The sequence below is a fragment of the Dorea acetigenes genome (assembly GCF_025567385.1).
In the GTDB taxonomy this organism is placed as follows: Bacteria; Bacillota; Clostridia; order Lachnospirales; family Lachnospiraceae; genus Claveliimonas; species Claveliimonas acetigenes.
The window spans coordinates 33,920-60,610 of record NZ_JAOQJU010000016.1 but is presented as its reverse complement, the minus strand read 5'-3'; the positions used below and the strand labels follow the sequence as shown (position 1 = coordinate 60,610).

The window sequence follows — 26,691 nt, the reverse complement described above, 5'->3', positions numbered from 1 at the left end:
AATTGGAAACGGTTGACGGTTTTGGGGATTTGTGTAAAAATTATAAGTAAGTTTAAATAGTAAGGAATCAATATGGAGCTTTCCGAACTTCTTACAGGGCTTACGTATGAGGTTCTTAAGGGTACGGTTGAGAGGAAGATAAGGAAAGTTACCAATGATACGGAGAATATTGGAGAACGGGATGTTTTTGTTTGTATAAAAGGATACTGCAGGGATGGTCATGATTTTGTGGGAAAGGCTCTGGAGCGGGGCGCGACGGCGCTGGTGATACAGAGTGAGGAGTGTTATGAGCGGTGGATTCGGTGTGAGGATTTTCTGCCGGATTCCAGGAATGTGACGATTATCCGGGTGAGTGATACCAGATATGCACTGGCGCTGATGTCGGCGGCTTTATACGGTTATCCGGCTCGGAAAATGAAAGTGATTGGTATTACAGGAACGAAAGGCAAAACGACAACGGCGTGTATGGTTCAGCAGCTTCTGAATTACGGCGGACACAAGACCGGGCTGATTGGTACGGTTCGGGTGGATACCGGACGGCGGATTCTTAGCAGCTACAATACGACGCCGGAATCCTGCCAGATACAGGCATATCTGCATGAGATGGTGGTGGCGGGATGTGACAGTGTGGTAATGGAGGTGTCTTCTCAGGGATTAAAACTGAAGCGGACGGCAGGAATAAGGTTTGAAGTGGGGATTTTTACCAATCTTGGGAGAGATCATATCGGAACCAGTGAACATGCGGATTTTGAAGAATATCTGCAATGTAAGCATCTTTTATTTTTACAGAGCAAAGTGGGAATTGGAAATGCGGACGATCCGTGGTACGAAGAGATTTTTGAGGGAACCGAATGTGAAAAAATCACTTATGGATGCGGTGGCGGATGTGTGCAAATGGATTACCATGCTTTGGATATTCGGAAGATATGTAGGAGAGATTGCTTTGGGATAAGGTATCGGCTGGGTATGGCAGATGGGAAAAGGCAGGCAGAGGAGATAGAGATAGAGCTTCCGCTTCCCGGCCACTTTAACGTATACAATTCCATGGCAGCCGCCGCTGCTGTGAGATATCTGGGTGTGGAAAATGAAACGATACGGGAGGGACTTAAGAAAATCAGGATTCCGGGAAGGATGGAGCTGGCGGCGGCATGGAGAGACGGGATGGTTTTTGTAGATTATGCTCATAATGCTATGAGCCTTAAGAGCATACTGCAGATGTTAAGGGAGTACGCAGATGGCAGAATTGTTGTAGTATTTGGGTGCGGAGGCAATCGCTCCAAAGAACGGCGGTATGAAATGGGAGAAGTGGCGGGAAGATACGCGGACTTCACTGTGATTACAACGGATAATCCAAGGTATGAAGAGCCGGGAGAGATTATAAAAGACATTTTGACGGGAATGAAGAGGACGAATGGAGCGTATGTGGTGGTAGAAGACCGCAGGGAAGCCGTTCGCTATGCAATAGAGAACAGAAAATCCGGCGATGTGATTATAATTGCCGGGAAAGGACACGAGACATACCAGGAAATTCAGGGCATCCGCTATGAAATGGATGACAGGAAACTGGTAAAGGAGATTACATGTACGCAAATATTATCATAGACATTACACATGAAAAGTTAGACAGAATCTTTCAGTATAGTGTTCCCCCTGAACTGGAGGGAACACTGCGAACAGGCATGGAGGTAATCGTACCTTTTGGCAGAGGGAATAAAGAGACGAAAGGCTATGTGGTAGGGCTTTGTGACAGAGCGGATTATGATGCTGATAAGATAAAATCCGTGGCCGGTGTTTCAGAGGACGGCGTGGCGATAGAAGCCCAGCTTGTGGCGCTGGCTGCATGGATGAAAGAGTCTTACGGCGGAACGATGATTCAGGCGCTGAAGACAGTGCTGCCGGTTAAGCGAAGGGAAAATGAGAAGGAGAAGCGCACGATCCGGCTTCTTTTGAATGAGGAAGAAGGCAGGAAACAGTTGGAGATTTACCTGAATAAGAACCAGCGGGCAAGGGCAAGGCTCCTTGCTGCGCTTCTTGATGACCCGGTGCTGGAGTACGGACTGGTGAGAAAGCATCTGAGTATCACAGCGCCTGTAATCCGTGCGCTGGAAGAGCAGGGCGTTTTGACAATAGAATCGGAGAGAGTGTTCCGGAGTCCGCGGATTGCAGAGGGAGAGAGAATGAAACAGCTGTCCTATACAGAAGAACAGCAAAATGTAATCCATACTTTCAGCAGAGATTATGAAGCAGGAGAGCGTAATACGTATCTGGTTCATGGAGTTACCGGAAGCGGAAAGACGGAAGTTTATATGGAAATGATTGCCAGAGTGGTAGAAAGAGGAAGGCAGGCAATCGTGCTGATCCCGGAGATTTCTCTGACTTATCAGACGGTTATGCGGTTTTACCGAAGGTTCGGGGACAGAGTGTCAATCATGAATTCTCGTATGTCAGCAGGGGAGCGGTACGATCAGATGCAAAGGGCAAAATGCGGGGATGTGGATGTGATGATTGGTCCTCGATCTGCACTTTTTACTCCATTTCCCGATTTGGGACTGATCGTAATCGATGAAGAACATGAACCTACGTATAAGAGCGAACAGACGCCAAGATACCATGCAAGGGAGACTGCGATCCACAGGGCGGAGCTTTCCGGGGCAAGTGTTGTCCTGGGGTCGGCAACCCCGTCGTTGGAGGCATATTACCGTGCAGAAATGGGAGAATATAAACTGCTGGAGCTTAAGAACAGGGCGCAGAGGCAGTGCATGCCGGAGGTGTATACAGTGGATATGCGCAGAGAGCTTTCCGGCGGAAACCGCTCCATCCTAAGTGACAGGCTGCGGGAGCTGATGTCGGATCGCCTTGCAAAAGGACAGCAGACGATGCTTTTTCTTAACCGAAGAGGCTATGCGGGCTTCGTATCCTGCCGTTCCTGCGGTTATGTGGAAAAATGTCCGCATTGTGATGTGGCATTATCTGCTCACAAGAATGGGAAGCTGGTCTGCCATTACTGTGGTTATGAGAAACCGATGGTTTCAGTGTGTCCGGTCTGTGGATTTCCCCATATGGGTGGTTTTCGGGCAGGAACGCAGCAGGTAGAAGACCTGGTGAAAAAGGTGTTCCCCGGCGCGCGGGTTCTTCGGATGGATATGGATACTACGAAGAATAAGGATGGTTATGAGAAAATCCTTGCGGCATTTGCAAATGAAGAAGCGGACATTCTGGTAGGAACGCAGATGATTGTGAAGGGACATGATTTTCCAAATGTAACGCTGGTAGGAGTTCTTGCGGCGGATATGTCCCTGTATGCGGATGATTACCGTGCCGGAGAGCGGACATTCCAGCTTCTTACCCAGGCAGTGGGAAGAGCCGGAAGAGGCAGGGAGAAGGGTGAGGCAGTGATACAGACCTACAGTCCGGAACATTATAGTATCGAGGCAGCGGTAAGACAGGATTATGAAGGGTTTTACCGAAAGGAAATCGGTTACCGGGAACTGATGGGGTATCCTCCGGTAAGAGAACTTTTGGCAGTTCTGATTACCGGGGCGGATGAAGAGCTTCTGGAGACAGCGGCGGATTATCTGAAGAAATATGCAGAGCGGATGGATAAGAATCATTTGCTGACAGTCATTGGACCGGCAAGTCCGAGTGTGGGAAAAGTGAATGATATTTATCGAAAGATTCTCTATCTAAAATGTGAAGAATATGGTATGCTTATAAAGGCAAAAGACAGGTTAGAACAATATATTGAAGTGAACAGCGGGTTTGATTCCCTGCGGGTTCAGTTTGATTTTAATCCAATGAATATATTTTAAGGAGAGGGATTACCAATGGCAATTAGAAAAATACGAGAGCTGGGTGATGAAGTTCTCACAAAGAACTGTAAAGAAGTAACGAAGATGTCTCTTAGGACAAAGATATTAATCAATGATATGCTTGATACGATGTACGAGGCGGCCGGGGTAGGTCTTGCGGCTCCCCAGGTAGGCATTTTAAAAAGGATTGTTGTAATAGATGTAGGAGAAGGACCGATTGTGCTGGTGAATCCGGTGATTGTTGAGTCGTCAGGAGAGCAAACGGGAGAGGAAGGCTGTCTTAGCGTGCCTGGCATGTCCGGTATTGTGACACGTCCGAATTATGTGAAGGTTCGGGCGTTGAATGAAGATATGGAAGAGATTGAGATGGAAGGAGAAGGGCTTCTTGCAAGGGCATTCTGCCATGAGATTGACCACCTGGACGGGAAGATGTACGTAAGTCTTGTGGAAGGAGAGCTGCACCAGACTTCTTATGAGGAGGATGAATAAATGAGGATTGTATTCATGGGAACGCCGGATTTTTCGGTGGGAACACTGGAAGCGCTTATAGAAGCGGGGCACGAAGTGGTTCTTGCGGTAACGCAGCCGGATAAGCCTAAGGGACGGGGGAAGGAAGTGCAGTTTTCCCCGGTAAAAGAGACGGCGCTGGCGCATGGGATTCCGGTGTTCCAGCCGCGTAGGGTAAGAGACCCGGAATGTGTGGAAGAGCTGGGGAAGTACCGGGCGGACGTGATGGTTGTCATTGCATTTGGACAGATTCTGCCCAAAGAAATTCTGGAGATGACTCCCTATGGCTGCATTAATGTACACGCTTCTCTTCTTCCCAAATATAGAGGGGCGGCGCCGATTCAATGGGCCGTTATTGACGGAGAGCCTGTATCCGGTGTTACAACCATGCAGATGGATGAAGGGCTGGACACGGGTGATATGCTGCTTAAGACAGAGGTTGCACTGGATGAAAAAGAGACAGGGGGAAGCCTTCATGATAAGCTGGCGTCAGCAGGGGCCAAGCTTTGTGTCAGGACTTTAAAGGAACTGGAGGCGGGAAGGCTTGTGCCTGAGAAGCAGGGAGAGAGCCCGACGGCTTATGCGCGGATGCTGGATAAAAAGCTGGGAGCAATCGACTGGACGAGATCTGCCTGCTCGATTGAGCGGCTTGTCCGCGGACTGAATCCTTGGCCCAGTGCATATACGGACTGGAATGGAAAGACAATGAAAATCTGGGAAGCGGATGTGACAGAAGCAGAATCCGGGCAGACCCCGGGGACGGTGGTGGCGGTTCAGAAGAATTCTTTTTCCGTACAGACAGGAAAAGGGCAGCTGGTTGTAAAGGCTCTGCAGATTCCGGGTAAGAAACGGATGGATACAGGTGCGTTTCTGCGGGGATATACGCTGGAAGAAGGGACGCAGTTTAAATAAAGTCCGGTAAAAAATGTAACAGTTCAGACCGCGCCATTCGCAAAACGCATCTACGATGCTTCTCCGCTGCTATGCAGCTGTTTTTGCTCATAAAATGGCGCTCTGCTCATAAGCCGGATCGTGTGTTCATTCATGCAAGCATGATTCACCCACAATCCGACTTATGGCTGAACTGTTACGTAAAAATTATTAAAAATATATGAAAAACAGGTTTCCTGCCTGTTTTTCGTATATAATACATGGAAAAAGGATAGGAGGATGGTTATGATATATCCATATTTTTACTTTGATCCCACGTACATTCTGGTTTTGATAGGTGTGATTATCTGTCTGATTGCATCGGCAAGTATGAACGCTACATTTAATAAATATTCCAAAGTCAGAAGTTATTCGGGAATGACGGGAAGAGAGGCGGCAGAGAGGGTACTGCAGAGCGCGGGCATCTACGATGTGCGGGTAGAGCATGTATCCGGCAATTTAACAGATCATTTTGATCCGAGAAGCAAGGTGTTAAGATTATCCGATGCGACCTATGGCTCACAGTCTGTGGCGGCAATCGGTGTTGCTGCCCATGAATGCGGACATGCTATTCAGCATGCCAGAGGTTATGCTCCGCTTAGTTTCAGAAGTGCGTTGGTTCCTGTGGCGAATTTCGGAAGTACGATAGCCTGGCCGCTTATTTTATTAGGATTTCTTTTTTCAGGAGAAACATCTGCATTTTTATTGAATCTTGGAATTCTGGCATTTTCACTGGCGGTTCTGTTTCAGATTGTAACGCTTCCGGTGGAATTTAATGCTTCCCGTCGTGCTATGCAGGTGTTAGGAGATACTGGGATGCTCTATGGAGATGAACTAAGTGCGGCAAGAAAGGTGCTGACAGCAGCGGCTCTTACTTATGTGGCGGGAGCTGCATCTGCAATCTTGCAGCTTCTCAGGATTGTCCTGCTTGCGAATAGAAGAAATGACTGATAAGAAGGAGAACTCTCCCTATGGCGGCGGTTGATATGAGAGAACTGGCTATGGAGGTATTGCTTTCTGTAACCAGGGACGGGGAATACAGCCACATTGTTCTTCGGAATGTGCTTGAAAAGTACCAGTTCCTTACAAAGCAGGAGCGTGCCTTCCTTACCAGGATAACGGAAGGAACACTGGAGCGGATGATAGAGATTGATTATATTATTAACCAGTTTTCCAAAGTAAAAGTAAATAAAATGAAGCCGGTTATACGGACAATTTTAAGGAGCGCGGTCTATCAGATGAAGTATATGGACAGCGTTCCTGATTCTGCTGTCTGCAATGAAGCAGTGAAATTGGCAGGTAAGAAGGGATTCCGGAATCTGAAGGGGTTTGTGAATGGAGTGCTCCGGAATATAGCGCGTAATCTGGACAATCTTTCCATGCCTGACAGGAAAGATACAATAGAGTGGCTTTCCGTGACTTACTCTATGCCGGAGTGGATTGTAAAACAGTGGCTTTCTTCCTATGAGGAAGATACGGTGGAGAAGATGCTGCAGGACTTTTTGAAAGAAAAGCCTACGTCTGTCCGCTGCAATCTGAACCGGATCAGCCCGGAAGAGTTGATACAGAAACTGGAAAGAGAAGGAGTGCGGGCAGAAAGGCAGACACTTCTGCCATATGCGCTGTGGATATCCGGCTATGATTATCTGGAGGCGCTTCCAAGCTTCCGACAGGGGGATTTCCAGGTGCAGGATGTAAGCTCCATGTTGGTGGCGGAATGGGCGGGTCCGCAGGAAGGGGATTATATTATAGATGTGTGTGCTGCGCCCGGCGGCAAAGCGCTCCATCTGGCAGATAAGCTTGCCGGGAGCGGGTGCGTGGAGGCAAGGGATCTGACGGATTATAAGGTGAACCTGATTCAGGAAAATATCCGCCGTACCGACGCCGCTAATATCCGGGCAGTCCGGTGGGACGCGCTCGTTTTAGATGAAAATGCAGTGGGAAAAGCAGATATTGTGATTGCCGACCTTCCCTGCTCCGGGCTGGGAGTTCTGGGCAGGAAGACGGATTTGAAATACAAAATGACGGAAGAGACCCAGAAAAAACTGATAAAACTGCAGAGAGAAATCCTCTCTACAGTCCAGGCTTATGTAAAGCCGGGGGGAAAGCTTATCTATAGTACCTGTACCATTCATCGGGGAGAGAACGAGGAAAATGCGGCCTGGTTTGCGGCAGAGTACCCACAGTTCGAGTTGAAAAGGCAGAGGCAGATGCTTCCCGGGGTAGATCCCTGCGATGGGTTTTATCTTGCGCAGTTTGACAGAAAGGAATAACGGATGGAGAAGAAAGATATACGTTCTTATACATTTGAGCAATTGCAAAGAGAGATGGAATCCATCGGCGAAAAGGCGTTCCGGGGCAGGCAGATTTATGAATGGCTGCACGTGAAGCTTGCGGAAAGCTTTGATGAGATGACGAATCTGTCCAAAAGTCTGCGGCAGAAACTTTCCGAACGATATGAGATACGAAAGGTATCCATGCTGGAACGTCAGGTTTCCCGAGAGGATCCTACGGAGAAATTCCTGTTTGGGCTTTGCGACGGGAATGTGGTGGAGAGCGTCCTGATGAAATATAATTACGGCAATTCTGTCTGTATTTCATCTCAGGTGGGGTGCAGAATGGGATGCCGTTTCTGCGCGTCTACAATTGGAGGGTTGGTGCGGAATCTTACCACATCCGAGATGCTGGGGCAGGTCTATCAAATTCAGAAAATCAGCGGAGAGCGAGTATCGAATATTGTAGTGATGGGAACGGGTGAGCCGCTGGATAATTATGATAACTTTCTGAATTTTATACATATGATAAGTGATGAACATGGATTGCATATCAGCCAGCGTAATATTACTGCTTCCACCTGCGGGATTGTGCCGAATATGTACCGTCTGGCAGAAGAAAAACTTCAGATTACATTGGCGCTTTCCCTCCATGGGTCCAGTCAGGAGAAGCGAAAGAGGCTGATGCCTATAGCGAATAAATATAGCCTCGACGAAGTCTTGGATGCATGTGATGTTTATTTTGGGAAGACTGGAAGAAGAATTACCTTTGAATACAGTTTAGTGGAAGGTCTCAACGATACACCGGAGGATGTCCGGGAATTGACAGAGATTTTGAAAAAACGCAGTTGTCACCTGAATCTGATACCGGTAAATCCGATTAAAGAGAGAGAATTTCGCAAACCAAGCCGTAAAAATGCATTGGATTTTGAAAATAATCTTGAAAGAAATGGAATAAATGTTACAATAAGAAAGGAAAGAGGTTCCGATATTGATGGAGCCTGTGGACAATTGCGGCGGCGGTATGTGTCAGCCAAAGAAGGAGAAGCGCATGAAAATTTATGCAATGACTGATGTCGGAAGAAAACGGGAAGTCAATCAGGATTATGTATTTGCTACGGATCAGAAAATCGGTCCATTTCCGAACCTGTTGGTAGTAGCAGATGGCATGGGGGGACATAAGGCAGGAGATTTTGCGTCGAAATATACAGTAGAAGTTTTGAAGGAAGAGCTTATGGCGAGTGAAGAGGGTAAGCCGGAGCAGATTTTAAAGAAATGCATCGATACGGCGAACCGGAAGTTGATTGAGGCCGCATCTTCGGATATAAAGCTGGAAGGTATGGGAACAACTCTGGTAGTGGCAACAGTCATAGGGAATACACTGCATTTTGCTAATATCGGCGACAGCAGGCTGTATTTGATTGATAATAAGATTAAGCAGTTGTCTAAGGATCATTCTCTGGTGGAAGAAATGGTCAGACTCGGAGGAATCCGGGCAGAGGACGCAAGAAATCATCCGGATAAAAATATCATCACACGCGCAATGGGCGTGAAGGAAGAGGCAGAAGCTGATTTTTATGAATATCGTCTAAAAAGGGGGGACGTTATTCTGATGTGTACGGATGGACTCAGTAACATGGTAGAAGATGAGGATATGTTTGGGCTGGTGAAAGGAGCAAGGGATATTGTAGAAGCGGTGAATCTGTTGATTGACCGGGCAAACTACAATGGCGGCCGGGACAATATAGGCGTTGTGCTGGCGGAACCGGTTGCCGGTGAGGTGAGTATATGGTAAAAAGTGGAATTTTTCTGGGAAAAAGGTATGAGGTATTAAGTAAAATAGGCGCAGGCGGAATGGCAGATGTTTACAAAGGAAAGGATGTTATGCTGAACCGCTTTGTTGCGATTAAGGTATTAAAGAAAGAATTAAGAGAAGACGAGACATTTGTAAAGAAATTCCGCTCCGAGGCACAGGCGGCGGCAGGTCTTTTGAATCCCAACATTGTAAATGTGTACGATGTAGGAGAAGACCGCGGACTGTATTACATGGTTATGGAGCTTGTGGAAGGGGTAACATTAAAAGAATATATTGAGAGAAAGAAAAGGCTGTCGGCGAGAGAGGTTATCAGTATTGCGATTCAGATGTGCAATGGAATCGAAGCTGCACATGAGAGAAATATTATTCACCGTGATATTAAGCCTCAAAATGTAATTATTTCTAACGACGGCAAGGTAAAAGTAACGGATTTTGGCATTGCCAAAGCGACTACGTCTAATACAGTAACCATGGCGGCCATGGGTTCTGTTCATTATACATCGCCGGAGCAGGCGAGAGGCGGCTATGTAGATGCTAAGAGCGACATTTATTCTGTGGGAATTACTTTGTATGAGATGGTGACGGGACATGTGCCTTTTGACGGGAAATCTACGGTAGAAGTGGCGTTAAAGCACCTGCAGGAAGAGATTACGCCGCCTTCTGAGCTGGTGCCGGATATTCCATATAGTTTAGAGCAGATTATTTTGAAGTGTACACAGAAGAATTCTGAGCGGCGCTACGCATCAACGAAGGAATTGATTCAGGATTTGAAACATTCTCTTGTAGATCCGGAGGGGGATTTTGTAAAGCTGATCCCACAGCAAAATGCGGATACGGTCATTATTACGGAAGATGAGTTGGACAATATCCGCAGCGCGTATGAGGATGAAGACGAAGATTATGATGACGACGATGACGAATATGACGATGATGATGACGACGATGATGACGAAGAAGAGGATGAATACGGCGGACGGGAGCATGGAAGCGATGAAGTGAATCCCCGCATGAATAAAGTCATGAAAATCCTTACCGTTGCGGTGGCAGTCATTGTGATTATCGTGCTTGCCGTTGTGGTTGGCAGGGCGTCAGGTATCTTCCAGTTTGGACCCAGCACAGATACGGAGACATCGGACGAAAAGGTTAAAGTGCCGAATGTAGTGGGTAAGACGAAGGAAGAAGCAATTGATATCTTAAATAAAGCAGGTTTGGGGTATAAACTGGGAACTGAAAAGGAATCAACGGAATATGAGGCGGGAACTGTAATGGAGCAGTCTCCGGAAAGTGGTGAGAAGGTTGCTAAGCATACGCAGATTGAATTGATTATTAGTTCGAAGCTGGTAGAAGGAGAGCAAGAGGTGCTTACCGTACCGAATGTGGCGGGAATGAATGAGAGCGATGCGATGAAGGCCTTGAATGACGAAGGGTTCCAGAAGATTACGTCAGAGGCGGTGTATAATGATTCAGAGCAGGGGACGGTTATCGGGACAACTCCGGCGGCAGGAGCCAAAGGCACGAAGGATACGGAAATCGTGATGCAGGTCAGCAAGGGACCGAAAAAGCCGGATAAAGTTTCAGTGCCGGATGTCAGAGGAAAGTCCGAGAATGATGCTAAAAGTGAGCTTACGTCTGCTAAGCTGAAGGCGGGCAATGTGACGACAGAGTACAGTGATGATTATGAAGCAGGACTGGTCATTTCTCAGTCCGTAGCCGTCGGTGAGAAGGTAGAGGAAAATACCAGTGTAGACCTGGTTGTCAGTCTTGGAAATAAACCGATTGCCGTACCGGATGTGGCTGGATATACGGTTGATGGGGCGAAAGAGAAGATCAGCGCCGAAGGACTGTATGTATCAGATGTTATCTATGAGGACAACGCCGATGTCCCGGAGGGGTGCGTAATTAGCTGTGATCCGGGTATAGGCGAGACTGTGAGCAAGGATACAGGTATTGTCCTTTATGTAAGCAGAGGTGTTGAAATTACCACGGAAGAGATTGCACCTACACCGCGTAATGAGGCGGAATAATATATGCGGGGAAAGATAGTAAAGGGAATTGCCGGATTCTACTATGTTCATATAGTAGAATCCGGTGTTTACGAATGTAAAGCAAAAGGAGTGTTCCGCAAAGAGGGACAGAAGCCTCTGGTCGGAGACGATGTAGAGATAGATATTTTGGAAAAAACAGAGAAAACGGGAAATATTGTCAGGATTTTCCCACGAAAAAATGCATTGACCCGACCTGCTGTGGCAAATGTGGATCAGGCGATGGTAGTATTTGCAGTAACGAAACCAAAGCCGCATTTTAATCTGTTGGATCGTTTCCTTGTTATGATGGAAAGCAAGGGAGTTCCGGCAATACTCTGTTTTAATAAAAAAGACATTGCCGATGATCTAAGGATACAGGAATTGAGAGAGATTTACGGAAGATGTGGTTATCCGATTTTATTTTCAAGTGCGAGAAAAAAGGAAAATATTGAAGAAATCAAAGCGCTTTTGAAAGGGAAGACGACGGTGGTTGCGGGACCATCCGGAGTGGGAAAATCTTCAATCATTAATCTTCTGCAAAGTGACATCACGATGGAAACAGGAGAGATAAGCCGCAAGATTGACAGGGGCAGACATACAACACGGCATTCAGAATTAATAGCGGTCGACAAGGATTCCTATATCATGGATACACCGGGATTCAGTTCATTATATGTAAATGAGTTCGAGAAGGAAGAACTGAAATATTATTTTACGGAGTTTTCTCCGTATGAAGGACACTGCAAATATAATGGCTGTGTTCATGTGCATGAACCGGGCTGCGCCGTGAAAGAAGCTCTTGAGCGGGGAGAAATTCACAGGATCCGTTATGGAAATTACCTGGATATGTACAATGAGCTGCAGCAGAAGAGGAGATTTTAATGATGAGGTATGTGTTATCGCCATCCATTTTGGCAGCGGATTTTACAAATCTGGGAGAGCAGATCCGGCTGGTGGAAGAGCAGGGGGCAGAGTATTTACATTTTGATGTGATGGACGGTATGTTTGTGCCGAGTATTTCTTTCGGTATGCCGGTGCTGCAATCGATAAAAAAAGCAACCAGCCAGCTTATGGATGTGCATCTGATGGTGGAGGAACCGATCCGCTATGTGAAGGATTTCCAGAACGCAGGCGCAGATAATATAACCGTGCATCTGGAAGCATGTAAGGATCTGAGGGAAACAATCAGAGAAGTCCATAGTTGTGGACTCCGCTGTGGGGTATCTATTTGTCCTGACACACCAGTTGATGCCGTGCGGGAATATCTTGATGATATAGAGATGGTATTAATTATGAGTGTTTATCCCGGATTCGGCGGACAGAAATTCATTCCGGAAGCATTGAAGAGGATACAAGAACTCAGAGAGATGATAGAGAAGATAGAAGCCCCTGTTGATATTGAGGTAGATGGAGGAATTTATCCCAGCAATGTGAGAGAGGTTCTGGATGCGGGGGCAAATGTAATCGTTGCCGGATCAGCAGTGTTTAAAGGAAATCCGGCAGAAAACACAAAGAAATTTATGGAGATATTAAAGAGTTATGAGTAATAAAGCGATCATTGTCAGCGGAGGAGCACTTAACGAAGAGTTGGTATTAAATACGATCAGAAGAGCTGAGAATCCCTGTATTATCGGAGTGGATAAGGGGGTAGAGTTCCTGTATGAGCACCAAATCATTCCCAGTTACATCGTTGGTGATTTTGACAGTTTATCCAGAGATATTGTGGACTACTATAAGAATGAGACAAAAGTTCCTATCCGGGAATATAATCCGGTAAAGGATGCTTCTGATACAGAGATTGCTGTCAGGCTTGGTGTGACACTGGGGTGTGAGAAAATACTTATTCTGGGAGCCACCGGAGGCAGAATTGATCATTTATGGGCGAATGTACAGACATTGATGATTCCCTTTAAGGCAGGCGTAGAGGCTGTAATTTTAGATTCGCAGAATAGAATACGTCTGATAGGCGAAGAGACGCATCTAAGAAAAGAAGATGCCTATGGCCCGTATTTTTCGCTGTTCCCATTGGGCGAGCCGGTGTATGGATTGACCCTTGAAGGAGCAAAATATCCTTTGAGTGAGCATACCATGACGGCTTCTGACAGTCTGTGTGTCAGCAATCAGATTGAAGAAGACGAAGTTGTGGTGAATTTCAGAAGCGGCATAGTGATTCTGATGGAGACGCGCGATAAAAAATAGAAATTACAACAGAGAGGAAATGAGACAGATGAAATTAGGCATAATTGGGCTTCCTAATGTAGGGAAAAGCACATTATTTAATTCTTTAACAAAAGCAGGAGCAGAATCGGCGAATTATCCATTTTGTACGATTGACCCGAATGTGGGCGTTGTAACGGTACCGGATGAAAGATTGAATGTCCTGGGTGAGATGTATCACACAAAGAAGATTATCCCGGCGGCGATTGAATTTGTAGATATTGCCGGTCTGGTAAAAGGGGCGTCGAAAGGAGAAGGGCTTGGAAACCAGTTCCTTGCCAACATCCGTGAAGTGGATGCTATTGTCCATGTAGTGCGTTGTTTTGAGGATAGTAATATTATCCATGTGGATGGCAGTATTGATCCGCTTCGAGATATTGAGACTATTAATCTTGAGCTTATTTTTTCTGATTTGGAGATTTTAGAGCGCCGCATTGCTAAGACGGCGAAGGTGGCGAGAAATGATAAAACAGCGGCAAAAGAGCTGAAGCTTTTAGAGAAGATAAAAGCACATCTGGAAGAAGGCAAGATGGCGAAAAGCTTTGAAGGAGCGGAGGACGAGGACGAGCAGGAATGGCTTGCAGGTTATAATCTGCTGACTTATAAGCCGGTGATTTTTGCGGCAAATGTTACGGAGGAAGATCTTCCGGATGATGGCGCTTCCAATGAGGGCGTGTGCAGGGTACGGGAGTTTGCCAAGGCAGAACACAGTGAAGTGTTCGTAGTCTGTGCGCAGATTGAGCAGGAAATTGCTGAGCTGGATGAGGATGAGAAGAAAATGTTCCTGGAAGATCTGGGGCTTAAAGAGTCCGGCCTTGAGAAGTTGATTAAAGCAAGCTACAGCCTTTTGGGATTGATTAGTTATCTGACGGCGGGAGAACCGGAAGTGCGTGCATGGACGATTACCAAGGGGACAAAAGCACCTCAGGCTGCCGGGAAGATCCATACGGATTTTGAGAGAGGATTTATCCGGGCGGAAGTAGTGGCATATGATGATCTGATGGCTTGTGGTTCTCATGCGGCGGCAAGAGAAAAAGGTCTGGTTCGTCTGGAGGGAAAGGATTATATTGTACAGGATGGAGATATTATATTGTTCCGGTTTAATGTGTAGATACTTTTTCTGATTAGACAGCCCGCTGCCTGGCGGGCAGAAGTAAGGCAGGAAAGGAAGAAAAAGATATGCATACTTCAATTGAATTTCCCAATTTAGGGATTCATCTTGAAAATGTTGGAAAGACATTGACTATATTTCAGTTCGATATTGCGTATTATGGCATAGTGATTGGACTGGGAATTGTAGCAGGGCTGCTTGTGGCAATGTATGTGGCAAAACGTACGAAACAGGAACCTGAGAATTATATCGACTTGGCGATGTTTGCAGTAGTATTTGGCATTATTGGAGCAAGGATTTACTATGTTGTGTTTTCCTGGGATATGTATAAGGATCATATTCTGAGTATATTTAATATCAGAGAAGGCGGGCTTGCTATTTACGGCGGTGTAATTGCGGCAGTCATTACGGTGTTTGTGTTTGCGCGAGTGAAGAAACTATCTGCACCGCTGCTTCTGGATACGGCAGTATTCGGACTGGTGACAGGGCAGATGATTGGCAGATGGGGGAATTTCTTCAACAGAGAAGCGTTTGGTGAGTACACCGATAATCTGTTTGCTATGAGGCTTCCGCTGGACGCAGTGAGATCGACTTCTGATGTGACGGAAAAGATGTGGGCGCATCTGGAGACAATAGACGGTGTGGATTATATACAGGTACATCCGACCTATTTATATGAATCCATTTGGTGTCTGTTGGTTCTGGTTTTACTTTTCATTTATCTAAGACACAAGGTATTTGACGGTGAGGTGTTCCTGGTTTATCTTGCCGGCTATGGAATCGGAAGGTTCTGGATAGAGGGATTAAGGACAGACCAGCTTTTGCTTCCGGGAATCGGGCTTCCCGTATCCCAGGTATTAGCTGGCGTGCTGGTGATGGTTTCGGTTATATTGATTATTGTCTTCCGTCGGAAGTCCGGTAGAAGGCAGAACCGTACACATTCCTAAAAAATGCAGGCATATCCCGGAAGAAGTATAAACTTCTGTGGAATGTGCCTGCTTTTTTTGAATGGAGTGCTGATAATCATTATAGATATTTAGTTAATAAATCCGAAGCAGTTCAGTATAACAATCAGTGTCAGAACCGGTACGACAACGGTCATAACCACTTTGTCGTACATCGATAATTTTCCATCTCTTCCATTTTTGGTAAGTTCTTTTTCATATTCTTTGTAGCCCCATACCTTACAACAGTAGAATGCTGTCAGCAGACATCCGAGTGGAAGAAGGATGTAACCGGAGAAGCTGTCGATCCAGTCGTAAATGTTGTAATATACAACGCCTGTGTTATATGCCCACCATGGAAGTTTCACACCGCTTAGAAGTCCGTGTCCCTGGCTCAGAGAGCAGAAGATGCCGCCGATGAAAATAAATACGGCACAGATAACGGTTGCAATCCGGTGGTTGATATGAAATTTCTCTTCTACACATTTGACCGGAATTTCCAGGATAGTAAAGTAAGTAGAAAGTACGGCAAAAATAATGGCGGTAAAGAAGAAAAATCCGATGATATTTCCTCCCGGTAGTTTGCTGAAGATGTCTGTCATAGCGAGGAAGATCAGAGAAGGTCCTGCTGACATCTTAGAGCCTGCGCCTACTACGGTGGGGATGATTACAAAACCTGCAGTTAAAGCAACCGTCGTGTCGCAGATGGTAACCATCATGGAGTCTTTCCGGATGTTGGCGTCATCACTGACACTTGCACCAAGTGTTACGAAGATAGACCACCCGATACCGACAGAGAACATTACCTGCATACAGGCATCAGAGAACGTCTTCCAGGTTACCTTCGAAAAATCCGGAATCAGATAAAATTTCAGACCGTCAATTGCGCCATCAAAAGAGAAAAGCGCCCAAAATCCGCAGATAATTAATAATACGAATAATAACGGCATGATTACTTTCGTAACCTTTTCTACTAACTCGGTGATACCTCCGGCTAATAGAAGTACGGTAATAATCATTAAGATTCCGGCGTAAATCAGCGGTTCCACCGGGTTGGAAATAAAGTCCATGTAATAGGCTTCCTTGTCTGCGCCGAAGTTGCCTCCGAGAAGATAGGCAATTGCATATTTTAATACATAGCCGCTGACGATGATATAGTACATATCAATTAAAATAGTACACAGAATATTGATCGCACCTGCAAACTTCCATTTTTTGTTTACGACACCGTATGCGTCGATACCATTTGTCCGGGCATAACGTCCGATTGCGGATTCCATTTCCACTACCGGGTGGCCCAGCACAATACACATAACAATGTAGATTACGATAAAAGCGCCTCCGCCTCCGCCGTAAGCGAGGTAAGGAAATTTCCATATATTTCCCAGACCGATAGCCGCGCCTGCGGCGACCATAATATAGCCGAATCTCGAATTAAAATTAGATGCGGCTTTTTTGTTTCCTTGTTTACTCATTAACATTCCTCCTGACTTATTCTGTTAGGTTAATAGAAAGAGGCTGCTCTCACAGATGTGAAAGCAGCCTCTTTACCACTCCTCTTTCTTATTATATTCCCATAAGAATTACAGGGTCAAGTCAGAGAAGAATACTTAGCGGTTTCTTAACGGCTTTCCTCTTTGCTTATTTAATGAATCCAAAACAGTTCAGTATAACGATTAAGGTCAGAACCGGAACGGCCACGGTCATAACTACCTTGTCGTACATCGATAATTTTCCGTCCCGGCCATTCTTGGTAAGTTCTTTTTCATATTCTTTATAGCCCCATACTTTGCAGCAATAGAATGCAGTCAGGAGGCAGCCGAGAGGAAGAAGAACATATCCTGAGAAGCAGTCAACCCAATCGTAAATATTATAGTATACAACGCCGGAACCATATGCCCACCATGGAAGCTTCACGCCACTGAGAAGTCCGGTGCCCTGGCTTAAGGAACAGAAGATGCCGCCGATGAAAATCAGTATGGCAGTAATCCAGGTTGCTTTGCGGTGGTTAATGTGGCATTTTTCTTCGATACATTTTACCGGAATCTCCAGGATGGTGAAGTAGGTGGAAAGTACGGCAAATATCAATGCGGTGAAGAAGAAAACTCCTAAAATATTACCGCCCGGAAGCTGTGAAAAGATTTCTGTCATGGCAAGAAATACGAGGGATGGTCCCGCCGCCATCTCAGATCCGGCTCCCACAACAGAAGGAATGATAACGAATCCGGCCGTCAGGGCAACGGCGGTATCACAAATGGTAACCATCATGGAGTCTTTGCGGATATTTGAGCTGTCGCTCATGCTTGCTCCAAGGGTTACGAAAATAGACCATCCGATACCGACAGAGAACATTACCTGCATACAGGCATCGGCAAAGGTCTTCCATGTAAATTTTGAAAAATCAGGAATCAGGTAAAACTTCAAACCGTCAATGGCGCCGTCAAATGCGAATAAAGCCCAAAAACCGCAGATGAGCAGCAGTACGAATAATAACGGCATGATTACTTTCGTAACCTTTTCTACTAACTCAGTGATTCCCTTTGATAATAGAAGTACGATAATAATCATTAAGATTCCTGAGTAGATCAGTGGCTGGACGGGATCAGAAATGAAGTTCATATAGTAGGCTTCTCTGTCTCCGCCGAAATTTCCGCCTGTCAGATAAGCAACTGCGTATTTCAATACATAGCCGCTGACGATGATATAGTACATGTCAATCAGGAAGGTACATACAATGTTGATAAAGCCGGCAAATTTCCATTTCTTGTTGACAACGCCGAAGGCATCAATACCGTTCGTCTTTGCGTATCTTCCGATTGCGGATTCCATCTCTACGACCGGATGCCCAAGAACGATACAGAGAATGATGTAGACCACAATAAAAGCGCCTCCGCCTCCGCCGTATGCAAGGTAAGGGAATTTCCATATGTTTCCGAGTCCGATAGCCGCGCCCGCGGCGACCATGATGTAGCCAAATCTGGAATTAAAATTGGCTGCAGGTTTCTTTTCCGTGCTACTCATAAAAACACTCCAATCTCTCTATAATTTTTTCAGATTCAATATCTGTACTTCAATCCAAATATCCCCCGACTATTTTGGATTGTAATAAAAAAAGATGCGCTCACTATGTGTGAGAGCATCTTTACTCTACCGAATCCTCTTTTTTATTATACTTCAAATGTGAAAATATGTCAAGATTGTGTTAAGAAAGTGCAAAAGATTGTTAAAAAAATATCTTGCACCAGGCTCTGAAAGGAGTGCCGCATTGCTTGTTTTGTATGGAAAAACGAACAAAATAAAGGTAGGAAGCACTAGACTTTTCATAGGTTAAGGACTATAATAATTATACACGTTGAGAATTATTTTAATTCTGATTAATGAAGGAGGAACAATTAAAATGGCAAGAAAAATGAAGACCATGGATGGTAATCAGGCTGCGGCTCATGCGTCATATGCTTATACTGAAGTTGCAGCTATTTACCCGATTACCCCGTCATCCGTTATGCCGGAGCATGTGGATGAGTGGGCTACCGAAGGCAGAAAGAATATTTTTGGACAGACCGTTCAGGTAACCGAGATGCAGTCAGAGGCAGGCGCGGCGGGCGCTGTACACGGTTCGCTGGCAGCGGGAGCTTTAACGACGACATTTACGGCATCTCAGGGATTACTCCTTATGATTCCTAACTTATATAAAGTAGCAGGTGAGCAGCTGCCGGGTGTATTTCATGTATCTGCCCGTGCCCTTGCAAGCCATGCGTTATCCATTTTCGGAGATCACTCTGATGTATATGCCTGTCGTCAGACAGGAGCTGCGATGCTCTGTGAGTCCAGCGTACAGGAGGTAATGGACCTGACACCGGTTGCACACTGTGCAGCACTGAAAGGCAAACTTCCGTTTATTAATTTCTTCGATGGTTTCCGTACATCTCATGAAATCCAGAAGATTGAGACATGGGATTATGAAGATCTGAAGGATTTGGTAGATATGGATGCAATCGATGCATTCAGAAAGCATGCATTGAATCCGAATCATCCATGTCAGAGAGGTTCCGCTCAGAATCCGGACATCTTCTTCCAGGCAAGAGAAGCATGTAACCCGTACTATGATGCAATGCCTGCAATCGTACAGGAGTACATGGACAAGGTGAATGCTAAGATTGGTACAAATTACAAGCTCTTTAATTATTACGGTGCAGAAGATGCAGAAAAGGTTATTGTAGCAATGGGTTCTGTATGTGATACGATTGAAGAGACGATTGATTACATGATGGCTGCAGGTGAGAAGGTCGGCGTTGTTAAGGTACGTCTTTACAGACCGTTCTGTGCACAGGCGCTTATTGATGCAATTCCGGATACGGTTAAGGTTATTAATGTTCTTGACAGAACAAAAGAACCGGGAGCACAGGGAGAACCGTTATACCTGGATGTTGTTTCTGCATTAAAGGGTTCCAAGTTCGATGCAGTTCCGATTAATTGCGGACGTTACGGATTAGGATCCAAAGATACGACACCTGCTCAGATTGTTGCAGTATTTAACAATACAGAAAAAGCAAGATTTACAATCGGTATTGAAGATGATGTGACGAATCTTTCTCTTGAGGTTGGAGCACCTCTGGTTACAACTCCGGAAGGAACGATCAACTGTAAGTTCTGGGGACTTGGAGCAGACGGTACTGTTGGTGCAAATAAGAACTCTATTAAGATTATCGGTGATAACACGGATATGTATGCACAGGCTTACTTTGATTATGACTCTAAGAAGTCCGGCGGTGTAACAATGTCTCATTTACGTTTTGGTAAGAGCCCGATTAAATCTACTTATTTGATTCACCAGGCTAACTTTGTTGCATGTCACAATCCTTCTTATGTAAATAAATACAACATGGTTCAGGAATTGGTAGACGGCGGTACATTCCTTTTGAACTGCCCATGGGATATGGAAGGTCTTGAGAAGCATCTGCCGGGACAGGTAAAAGCTTACATTGCAGATCATAATATTAAGTTCTATACAATTGATGGTATCAAGATTGGTAAAGAGATCGGACTTGGCGGACGTATCAATACAGTTCTTCAGTCAGCATTCTTTAAGCTTGCTTCTATCATTCCGGAAGAAGAAGCTATTGATTTGATGAAGAAAGCAGCGAAGGCTACTTATGGAAGAAAAGGCGACAAGATTGTACAGATGAACTATGATGCAATCGATGCAGGCGCTAAGCAGGTTGTAGAAGTAACGGTTCCGGATTCATGGAAATCTTGTGAAGATGAAGGATTATTCTCACCAGAAGTTAAGGGTGGAAGAGAAGATGTTGTTGACTTCGTTAAGAATATCCAGGCTAAGGTGAATGCACAGGAAGGTAATTCACTTCCGGTATCAGCGTTCAATGATTATGTAGATGGTTCTACACCATCCGGCGCTTCTGCATATGAGAAACGTGGTATTGCAGTAGATATTCCGGTATGGAAATCAGAGAACTGTATCCAGTGTAACCGTTGTGCATATGTATGTCCGCATGCTGTCATCCGTCCGGTAGCGCTTACAGAAGAAGAGCTGGCTAATGCTCCGGAAGGAACAAAGGCTATCGATATGATTGGTATGCCGGGTATGAAGTTTGCAATCACAGTATCTGCGCTTGATTGTACAGGCTGTGGTTCCTGTGCGAATGTATGTCCTGGCAAGAAGGGCGAGAAGGCTCTCGTTATGGAAAATATGGAAGCAAATGTGGCTTCTCAGGAGGTATTTGACTTTGGAAGAGAGATTCCTGTTAAACCAGAAGTCATTGCCAAATTCAAACCAGAGACCGTTAAGGGAAGCCAGTTTAAGCAGCCGCTTCTTGAGTTCTCAGGCGCATGTGCAGGATGTGGTGAGACACCTTATGCTAAATTAATTACACAGTTGTTCGGTGACAGAATGTATATTGCGAATGCAACCGGATGTTCTTCTATCTGGGGTAACTCTTCACCGTCTACACCATATACGGTAACTCCGGAAGGTAAAGGACCGGCATGGGCGAATTCCTTGTTTGAGGATAATGCTGAGTTTGGTTATGGTATGCTGCTTGCCCAGAAGGCAATCAGAAAGAGAATGAAAGCTCAGGTTGAGACAATTCTTGCTTCCGATGCAGAATGTGCTACGGCTGAAGTTAAGGCGGCTTGCCAGGAATATCTTGATACATTTAATTGCGGCGCTTCTAATGGAGATGCAGCGGACAAGCTGGTTGCTGCGCTGGAAGGTGTTGATTGTGACGTATGCAGAGACATTATCAATAATAAAGACTTCCTTGCTAAGAAATCCCAGTGGATTTTCGGTGGTGACGGATGGGCTTATGATATCGGTTTCGGCGGTGTAGACCACGTGCTGGCAAGTGGTGAAGACATCAATGTCATGGTATTTGATACTGAGGTTTATTCTAATACAGGCGGACAGTCCTCCAAGGCTACGAAGACAGGAGCTACGGCTCAGTTTGCAGCAGGCGGAAAAGAGACTAAGAAGAAAGACCTTGCAGGTATTGCTATGAGTTACGGTTATGTATACGTAGCACAGATTGCTATGGGTGCTGATTTCAATCAGACTGTAAAGGCAATTGCAGAGGCTGAGGCATATCCGGGACCATCACTCATTATTGCTTACGCTCCATGTATCAACCATGGTATTAAGAAAGGTATGAGCAAGGCTCAGACCGAGGAAGCATTGGCAGTAGAGTGTGGATACTGGAATAATTTCCGGTTCAATCCTGCAGCTGAGGGAGCTAAATTCTCACTTGACAGCAAAGAGCCTAAGCAGGAAGGATACCAGGCATTCCTTGATGGCGAAGTTCGTTACAACGCTCTCAAGAGAGCTAATCCAGAAAAGGCTGAGAAGCTCTTCGCTAAGAATGAGGCTGAGGCTATGGAAAGATATGATTATCTGAAGAAACTGGTAGCACTGTACGGTGCAGAAGAATAAGAATTAAAAATAAAAATGCTATGCAAAAGGTTAGCCGATTGCATAGCATTTTTTTATGATATTATGATAAGGAGCAGAAAAAGTGACGGTTTCAGAGATTATAGTGGAAATGGTAAAGCAACCAAATGGAAATAAAACGGTTGACAAATGGAAATAAAAGAAATATAATTATGGAAACTATTAGTGGGGAGGTTTCTATGACTGTAACAGAGATGAGGGCGAAGAAGAAAGAGATGGGATATACGAATGAGCAGATTGCAGAGCTTTCGGGAGTACCATTGGGAACGGTACAGAAGATATTTGCCGGTTTAACGGAGTCCCCAAGGTATGATACGCTTAAGGCACTGGAAGCAGTGTTCCAGGAGAATGTGAATATGGTTTCGGAATCTGTGAAAGCATACAGAGTAAAGAAACAGGGAGAATACACATTAGAAGACTATTATGCGCTGCCGGACGAGCGGAGAGTGGAATTGATTGATGGCGTGGTCTATGATATGTCATCGCCGACTTCCGTGCATCAGATTCTTGCCGCGGAGATTTGGCAGCAGATAAAGTCTTATATCAATAAAAGAGAGGAACCTGCATTCCCTTTGTGTCTCCGCTGGATGTTCAACTTAACTGCGATAATACGACTATAGTACAACCGGATGTTTTGGTAGTTTGTGATAGGAGCAAGGTTAGGAATCGATATATCTGTGGGGCACCGGATTTTATTGTAGAGATTCTGTCAAAATCTACGAAAAAGAAAGATATGTTCATTAAGACGGAGAAGTATATGAACGCCGGAGTGAGAGAATACTGGGTGGTTGATCCGGATAGAAAACAGATTATTGTCTATGATTTTGAGCACGATGAGTATCCATTAATTTATGGATTTGATGCTAAAGTACCGGTATTTATTTTTGGAGGGGAATGCATGGTTGATTTTGCACAGATTTATGAGTATATGAGTTTTTTGTACGAACAATAAAAGATGAATAGACGGGGATAATCTGGCAGGGTGCTTTGGCATATGAAGTTAAAGAAACTTTAAGAAATGCTTTCGCAAAATCTTCTGTTCTTTGTGCTATGATGCGGGGAAAGAGAGGAGGGGAAATTTGTGAAAGGTATATGGATTGACGTGTGCATGGAGTTCTATTCGCTTTTGGCTGTGTTCATCCCATGTATGATATATCAGTTTTATGCTGTAAAAAACCGGGTGAATCCTAAAAGGAAGGTATCAAAGAAGCATTTGGTTTGGACGTACATATTTATACTATATCTTTATATGGCGTTGTCAGTGGCGGGTATGGGAAGTATCTGGGATGTTACGTATTATGATCCGGTAATTCGTGCGGAAGAAATTAATTTGATTCCTTTTGCAGCAGAAGGAGCCATAACTTATATATTGAATGTGATTATGTTTATGCCGCTGGGGTTTTTGCTTCCTTTTATCTGGAAAGGATATCGGTCTTTGTGGAAAGTGGCAGCAGCGGGATTCTTATTTTCTCTGGCGATTGAATTGGGTCAGCTTTTCAATCGGCGCTGTAGTGATATTAATGATTTGCTTATGAATGTGCTTGGCGCTATAGTTGGCTATGGTATCTGGCTCGGTTTTATGAAAATATTTAAGAAAAAGAAAGTAGTGGATTTTTCACTGAGACCCTGGGAAGTTATGATGTACATGGTATGTGCTGTCCTAGGAAGATTTTTCCTCTATAATTGGCGATGGTTTGTTCACTGATGATCGGGCGGTAAGAGGCAACAAAATGAAGCCTTTTTTCAAGAGACAGTCTATTGAATTATGTTTACATATGTGCTATTATGTTGACACGATAAAAGGGGGAGCGGTTTATCAGAATTTCTTAAGCTTCATTCGCAGCTTGTGTATCAATCGGTACAGTTCTTATCTAAAGAGAGGGAATGAGATCGTCTGTCTTATCCGTATACAATAAGACAGACATCTTGTCTTGTGAATTACCCGATATTTTATTGATTGTCAGGATATTTTCAGTTCTTCCAGCATTTCGTATACGGTTTTTTGGTTTCCGGGATGTCTTTTATATGGTGCGATTTCACATAGTGGTTTTAATACAAATTCTCTTTTATGCATCTCGACATGCGGGATACATAAGTTTTCTGTATTCAGGAGAAGATCGTCATAAAATATAATATCCAGATCCAGGGTTCGCGGTCCCCAGCGGAGAATTCTCTCTCGCCCGGCATTCTGTTCAATCTGATGCACTCTGTTTAAAAGTTCTTCCGGAGTCAACAGTGTGCGCAGTTCCAGGCAGCCATTCAGGAATTGGTCTTGATCGGTGACTCCATAAGGCTCTGTCACAAGGAAGGAAGAGAGTTTTGTTACTTTGCAGCCCGGGGTTTCGCCCAGAGCATGAACGGCCTGGTTTAGATATCCTTCTTTGTCACCCATGTTAGAACCTAGTGCAATGTAAGCTGTGTGCCAGCAGCGTTCGATTTCTATGGAGACGGTCTCCAGGGACATGCCGATTGGCGCCCATGGTTTTTTGATTTCCAGGCAAATCCGTTCTAGCCTCGGGGTATTTAGAAGCAATGTCTCTGCAAGAGCTTCTGCTGCACGTTCAATTAATTGATAAGTATGTTCTTGAAGGAAGTGTTGGATAAATTGGCAGGTTTCCCCATAATGAATGGAAGCTGTCAGGTCATCGGTCAGTCCCGCTTCGCGGGTATCGGTGTAAAGGATTGCCGAAACAAGAAATTTTTGTCCTAGGGTATTTTCTTCCGGGAAAACGCCATGTTTAGCGAAAACTTCCAGGTTTTTAATCTTAATTTTATCCATGATATTCTCCTTAATTCACAGAATGTTCCCGCAATATTGCTTCTGTCATCTGGATAGCGCGGCGGTTAGCGCGTACGTCATGTACTCTGACGAAAGAGCATCCCTTGGTTATTCCATAAACGGTGGTGACAAGAGTTCCTTCTTCTCTTTGGTCGGCAGGAAGGTCCAGAGTTAGGCCAATGACGGATTTTCGTGAGGTTCCCAGTAAGACCGGGTATCCCAGCCGGTGCATGCAATCAATTTTGCGGATGATTTCAAGGTTCATTTCGTAATTTTTGCCAAATCCTACACCAGGATCCAGAATAATCTTGTCATCGGAGATTCCGGCAGCTTTGGCAAGTCGTATGCATTCTTCCATATCATTCAGGAAATCCGGCAGAAACTGCTGGTAAATGGCTTCCTTTCTGTTATGCATCAGGCAGCAGGCAGCCTGGTGCCTGGCGATTAGAGCAGCCATCTGTTCATCATATTTCAGCCCCCAGATGTCGTTGACTAAGTCGGCTCCGGCTGTTAGCGCAGCTTCTGCTACGGCGCTTTTGTAGGTATCAACAGAGACAGGAACGTCGAATTCCTGTTTTAGTCTTTCGATGACGGGAACTACCCGTTCTATTTCTTCCTGGTCTGTAATCTGTGAGTGCCCCGGTCTTGTGGATTCGCCTCCTACGTCCAGAATATCGGCGCCATCAGAGACCATTTCTCCGGCATGTTTTAGTGCGGCATCCAGATTTTGGAATTTTCCGCCATCGGAGAAGGAATCCGGGGTTACATTCAGAATTCCCATAATATAGGTGTGGTTTGCAGTGTCAAAATTTTTATTTCCAATAATCATATTGTTATCTCCATATTCTTTTTTGTTGTACTCCAGTTACATTCCGGCTCGGCAGGACAGGCAAAGCAAGTGCGGGAGGCTTTGTCGCTTTCATATAGCAGATTTTCCAGCAGGATAGCGTTTTCCCTAAGTTTTCTGTGCCCGCGGATTGCAGTAAGAATTTCCTGCTGTTCTGCAGGAGTGAATCGGATCCTTTCCGGCATGTCGGAAAGAATAATTCCGGCAATCTCAGCACTTTTGATTTCGTGAGGGATCCCTTCTTCATATTGGGCATATTTTCCAATATCGTGAAGAAGAGCAGCAGCATAAATACTCTCCTTTTTTAGACCCAGATTCCGCTCCAGATTTCGGATATAGGCAATCCTTGCCACAGCAAGCAGGTGGTCCATCTGGTGGCAGCAAAAGAGCCGTCCTTTTTCAAGAGCGGCGAGTTTTGCATAAGAAGCGGTATAGAGAGGATGGTTTTGTATAAAAAATAACTGTTCCATGCT

23 protein-coding genes are annotated in these 26,691 nt (G+C 45.1%); 18 read left to right on the top strand and 5 right to left on the bottom strand.

Annotated features, from left to right (window positions below):
* Positions 1-72 precede the first annotated feature (72 nt).
* The 14 genes from OCV99_RS12205 (at position 73) to lgt (ending at position 15,634) form a co-directional block, all read left to right on the top strand.
* Complete coding sequence (locus OCV99_RS12205; protein WP_158370887.1) at positions 73-1,602, top strand: UDP-N-acetylmuramoyl-L-alanyl-D-glutamate--2,6-diaminopimelate ligase; 1,530 nt, start codon at positions 73-75, stop codon at positions 1,600-1,602.
* On the top strand, positions 1,581-3,809 hold the full coding sequence (priA, locus tag OCV99_RS12200; protein WP_158370885.1) for a replication restart helicase PriA: 2,229 nt from the start codon (positions 1,581-1,583) through the stop codon (positions 3,807-3,809). The genes OCV99_RS12205 and priA overlap by 22 nt, the downstream gene beginning before the upstream one ends.
* A 15-nt stretch (positions 3,810-3,824) precedes the next feature.
* On the top strand, positions 3,825-4,298 hold the full coding sequence (def, locus tag OCV99_RS12195; RefSeq protein ID WP_158370883.1) for a peptide deformylase: 474 nt from the start codon (positions 3,825-3,827) through the stop codon (positions 4,296-4,298).
* Positions 4,299-5,228 carry a methionyl-tRNA formyltransferase gene (gene fmt / locus OCV99_RS12190; RefSeq protein WP_158370881.1) on the top strand — a complete coding sequence of 310 codons (930 nt, stop codon included), beginning with the start codon at positions 4,299-4,301 and terminating at the stop codon, positions 5,226-5,228.
* 264 nt (positions 5,229-5,492) lie between these two features.
* The gene (locus tag OCV99_RS12185; protein WP_158370879.1) at positions 5,493-6,197 is read left to right on the top strand and encodes a zinc metallopeptidase; all 705 of its coding nucleotides are present in this window, start codon (positions 5,493-5,495) and stop codon (positions 6,195-6,197) included.
* A 20-nt stretch (positions 6,198-6,217) separates the two neighbouring features.
* Positions 6,218-7,519, top strand: coding sequence for a 16S rRNA (cytosine(967)-C(5))-methyltransferase RsmB (gene rsmB, locus OCV99_RS12180; RefSeq protein ID WP_158370877.1), 1,302 nt, complete (start codon positions 6,218-6,220; stop codon positions 7,517-7,519).
* A gap of 3 nt (positions 7,520-7,522) precedes the next feature.
* Positions 7,523-8,593 (top strand): dual-specificity RNA methyltransferase RlmN, encoded by a 1,071-nt coding sequence (rlmN, locus tag OCV99_RS12175; RefSeq protein ID WP_158370875.1) that lies wholly within the window; start codon positions 7,523-7,525, stop codon positions 8,591-8,593.
* Entirely contained in the window at positions 8,571-9,314 is a 744-nt protein-coding gene (locus OCV99_RS12170; RefSeq protein ID WP_158370873.1) for a Stp1/IreP family PP2C-type Ser/Thr phosphatase, read from the top strand. The genes rlmN and OCV99_RS12170 overlap by 23 nt, the downstream gene beginning before the upstream one ends.
* Positions 9,308-11,359 carry a Stk1 family PASTA domain-containing Ser/Thr kinase gene (gene pknB / locus OCV99_RS12165; protein ID WP_158370871.1) on the top strand — a complete coding sequence of 684 codons (2,052 nt, stop codon included), beginning with the start codon at positions 9,308-9,310 and terminating at the stop codon, positions 11,357-11,359. Before OCV99_RS12170 ends, pknB begins: the two co-directional genes overlap by 7 nt.
* Before the next feature lie 3 nt (positions 11,360-11,362).
* Positions 11,363-12,241: a ribosome small subunit-dependent GTPase A gene (gene rsgA / locus OCV99_RS12160; protein WP_158370869.1), complete on the top strand. Its 879-nt coding sequence runs from the start codon at positions 11,363-11,365 to the stop codon at positions 12,239-12,241.
* Positions 12,242-12,243: 2 nt separating this feature from the next.
* On the top strand, positions 12,244-12,906 hold the full coding sequence (gene rpe, locus OCV99_RS12155; protein WP_158370867.1) for a ribulose-phosphate 3-epimerase: 663 nt from the start codon (positions 12,244-12,246) through the stop codon (positions 12,904-12,906).
* The gene (locus OCV99_RS12150) at positions 12,899-13,558 is read left to right on the top strand and encodes a thiamine diphosphokinase (RefSeq protein ID WP_158370865.1); all 660 of its coding nucleotides are present in this window, start codon (positions 12,899-12,901) and stop codon (positions 13,556-13,558) included. The genes rpe and OCV99_RS12150 overlap by 8 nt, the downstream gene beginning before the upstream one ends.
* Positions 13,559-13,586: 28 nt before the next feature.
* On the top strand, positions 13,587-14,687 hold the full coding sequence (gene ychF / locus OCV99_RS12145) for a redox-regulated ATPase YchF (protein ID WP_158370863.1): 1,101 nt from the start codon (positions 13,587-13,589) through the stop codon (positions 14,685-14,687).
* A 68-nt stretch (positions 14,688-14,755) separates the two neighbouring features.
* On the top strand, positions 14,756-15,634 hold the full coding sequence (lgt, locus tag OCV99_RS12140; RefSeq protein WP_158370861.1) for a prolipoprotein diacylglyceryl transferase: 879 nt from the start codon (positions 14,756-14,758) through the stop codon (positions 15,632-15,634).
* A gap of 89 nt (positions 15,635-15,723) precedes the next feature.
* Here lgt and OCV99_RS12135 read toward each other — a convergent pair whose 3' ends face one another.
* Positions 15,724-17,106: a sodium-dependent transporter gene (locus OCV99_RS12135; protein WP_227192865.1), complete on the bottom strand. Its 1,383-nt coding sequence runs from the start codon at positions 17,104-17,106 to the stop codon at positions 15,724-15,726.
* Between the two features lie 166 nt (positions 17,107-17,272).
* Complete coding sequence (locus OCV99_RS12130; protein WP_158370857.1) at positions 17,273-18,652, bottom strand: sodium-dependent transporter; 1,380 nt, start codon at positions 18,650-18,652, stop codon at positions 17,273-17,275.
* A gap of 376 nt (positions 18,653-19,028) precedes the next feature.
* On the opposite strand from OCV99_RS12130, the gene nifJ reads away from it, so the two are divergent.
* From nifJ to OCV99_RS12115, 4 genes are all read left to right on the top strand, one after another.
* Complete coding sequence (nifJ, locus tag OCV99_RS12125; protein WP_158370855.1) at positions 19,029-22,574, top strand: pyruvate:ferredoxin (flavodoxin) oxidoreductase; 3,546 nt, start codon at positions 19,029-19,031, stop codon at positions 22,572-22,574.
* Between the two features lie 197 nt (positions 22,575-22,771).
* Positions 22,772-23,212, top strand: a complete 441-nt coding sequence (locus OCV99_RS18055) for a helix-turn-helix domain-containing protein (RefSeq protein ID WP_317248389.1) — start codon at positions 22,772-22,774, stop codon at positions 23,210-23,212.
* The gene (locus tag OCV99_RS18050) at positions 23,167-23,544 is read left to right on the top strand and encodes a Uma2 family endonuclease (RefSeq protein WP_317248387.1); all 378 of its coding nucleotides are present in this window, start codon (positions 23,167-23,169) and stop codon (positions 23,542-23,544) included. The genes OCV99_RS18055 and OCV99_RS18050 overlap by 46 nt, the downstream gene beginning before the upstream one ends.
* 129 nt (positions 23,545-23,673) lie before the next feature.
* Positions 23,674-24,297 carry a VanZ family protein gene (locus OCV99_RS12115; protein ID WP_262575556.1) on the top strand — a complete coding sequence of 208 codons (624 nt, stop codon included), beginning with the start codon at positions 23,674-23,676 and terminating at the stop codon, positions 24,295-24,297.
* A gap of 255 nt (positions 24,298-24,552) precedes the next feature.
* Here the strand turns inward: OCV99_RS12115 and folK are convergent, their stop codons facing one another.
* From folK to OCV99_RS12100, 3 genes are read right to left on the bottom strand one after another with little or no spacing between them, the layout of a single operon-like run.
* Complete coding sequence (gene folK, locus OCV99_RS12110; protein ID WP_158370853.1) at positions 24,553-25,371, bottom strand: 2-amino-4-hydroxy-6-hydroxymethyldihydropteridine diphosphokinase; 819 nt, start codon at positions 25,369-25,371, stop codon at positions 24,553-24,555.
* 10 nt (positions 25,372-25,381) lie between these two features.
* A complete protein-coding gene (folP, locus tag OCV99_RS12105; protein WP_158370851.1) occupies positions 25,382-26,200 on the bottom strand; it encodes a dihydropteroate synthase in 819 nt (272 codons plus the stop codon).
* The gene (locus OCV99_RS12100; protein ID WP_158370849.1) at positions 26,197-26,688 is read right to left on the bottom strand and encodes an HD domain-containing protein; all 492 of its coding nucleotides are present in this window, start codon (positions 26,686-26,688) and stop codon (positions 26,197-26,199) included. Before OCV99_RS12100 ends, folP begins: the two co-directional genes overlap by 4 nt.
* Between the last annotated feature and the right edge of the window lie 3 nt (positions 26,689-26,691).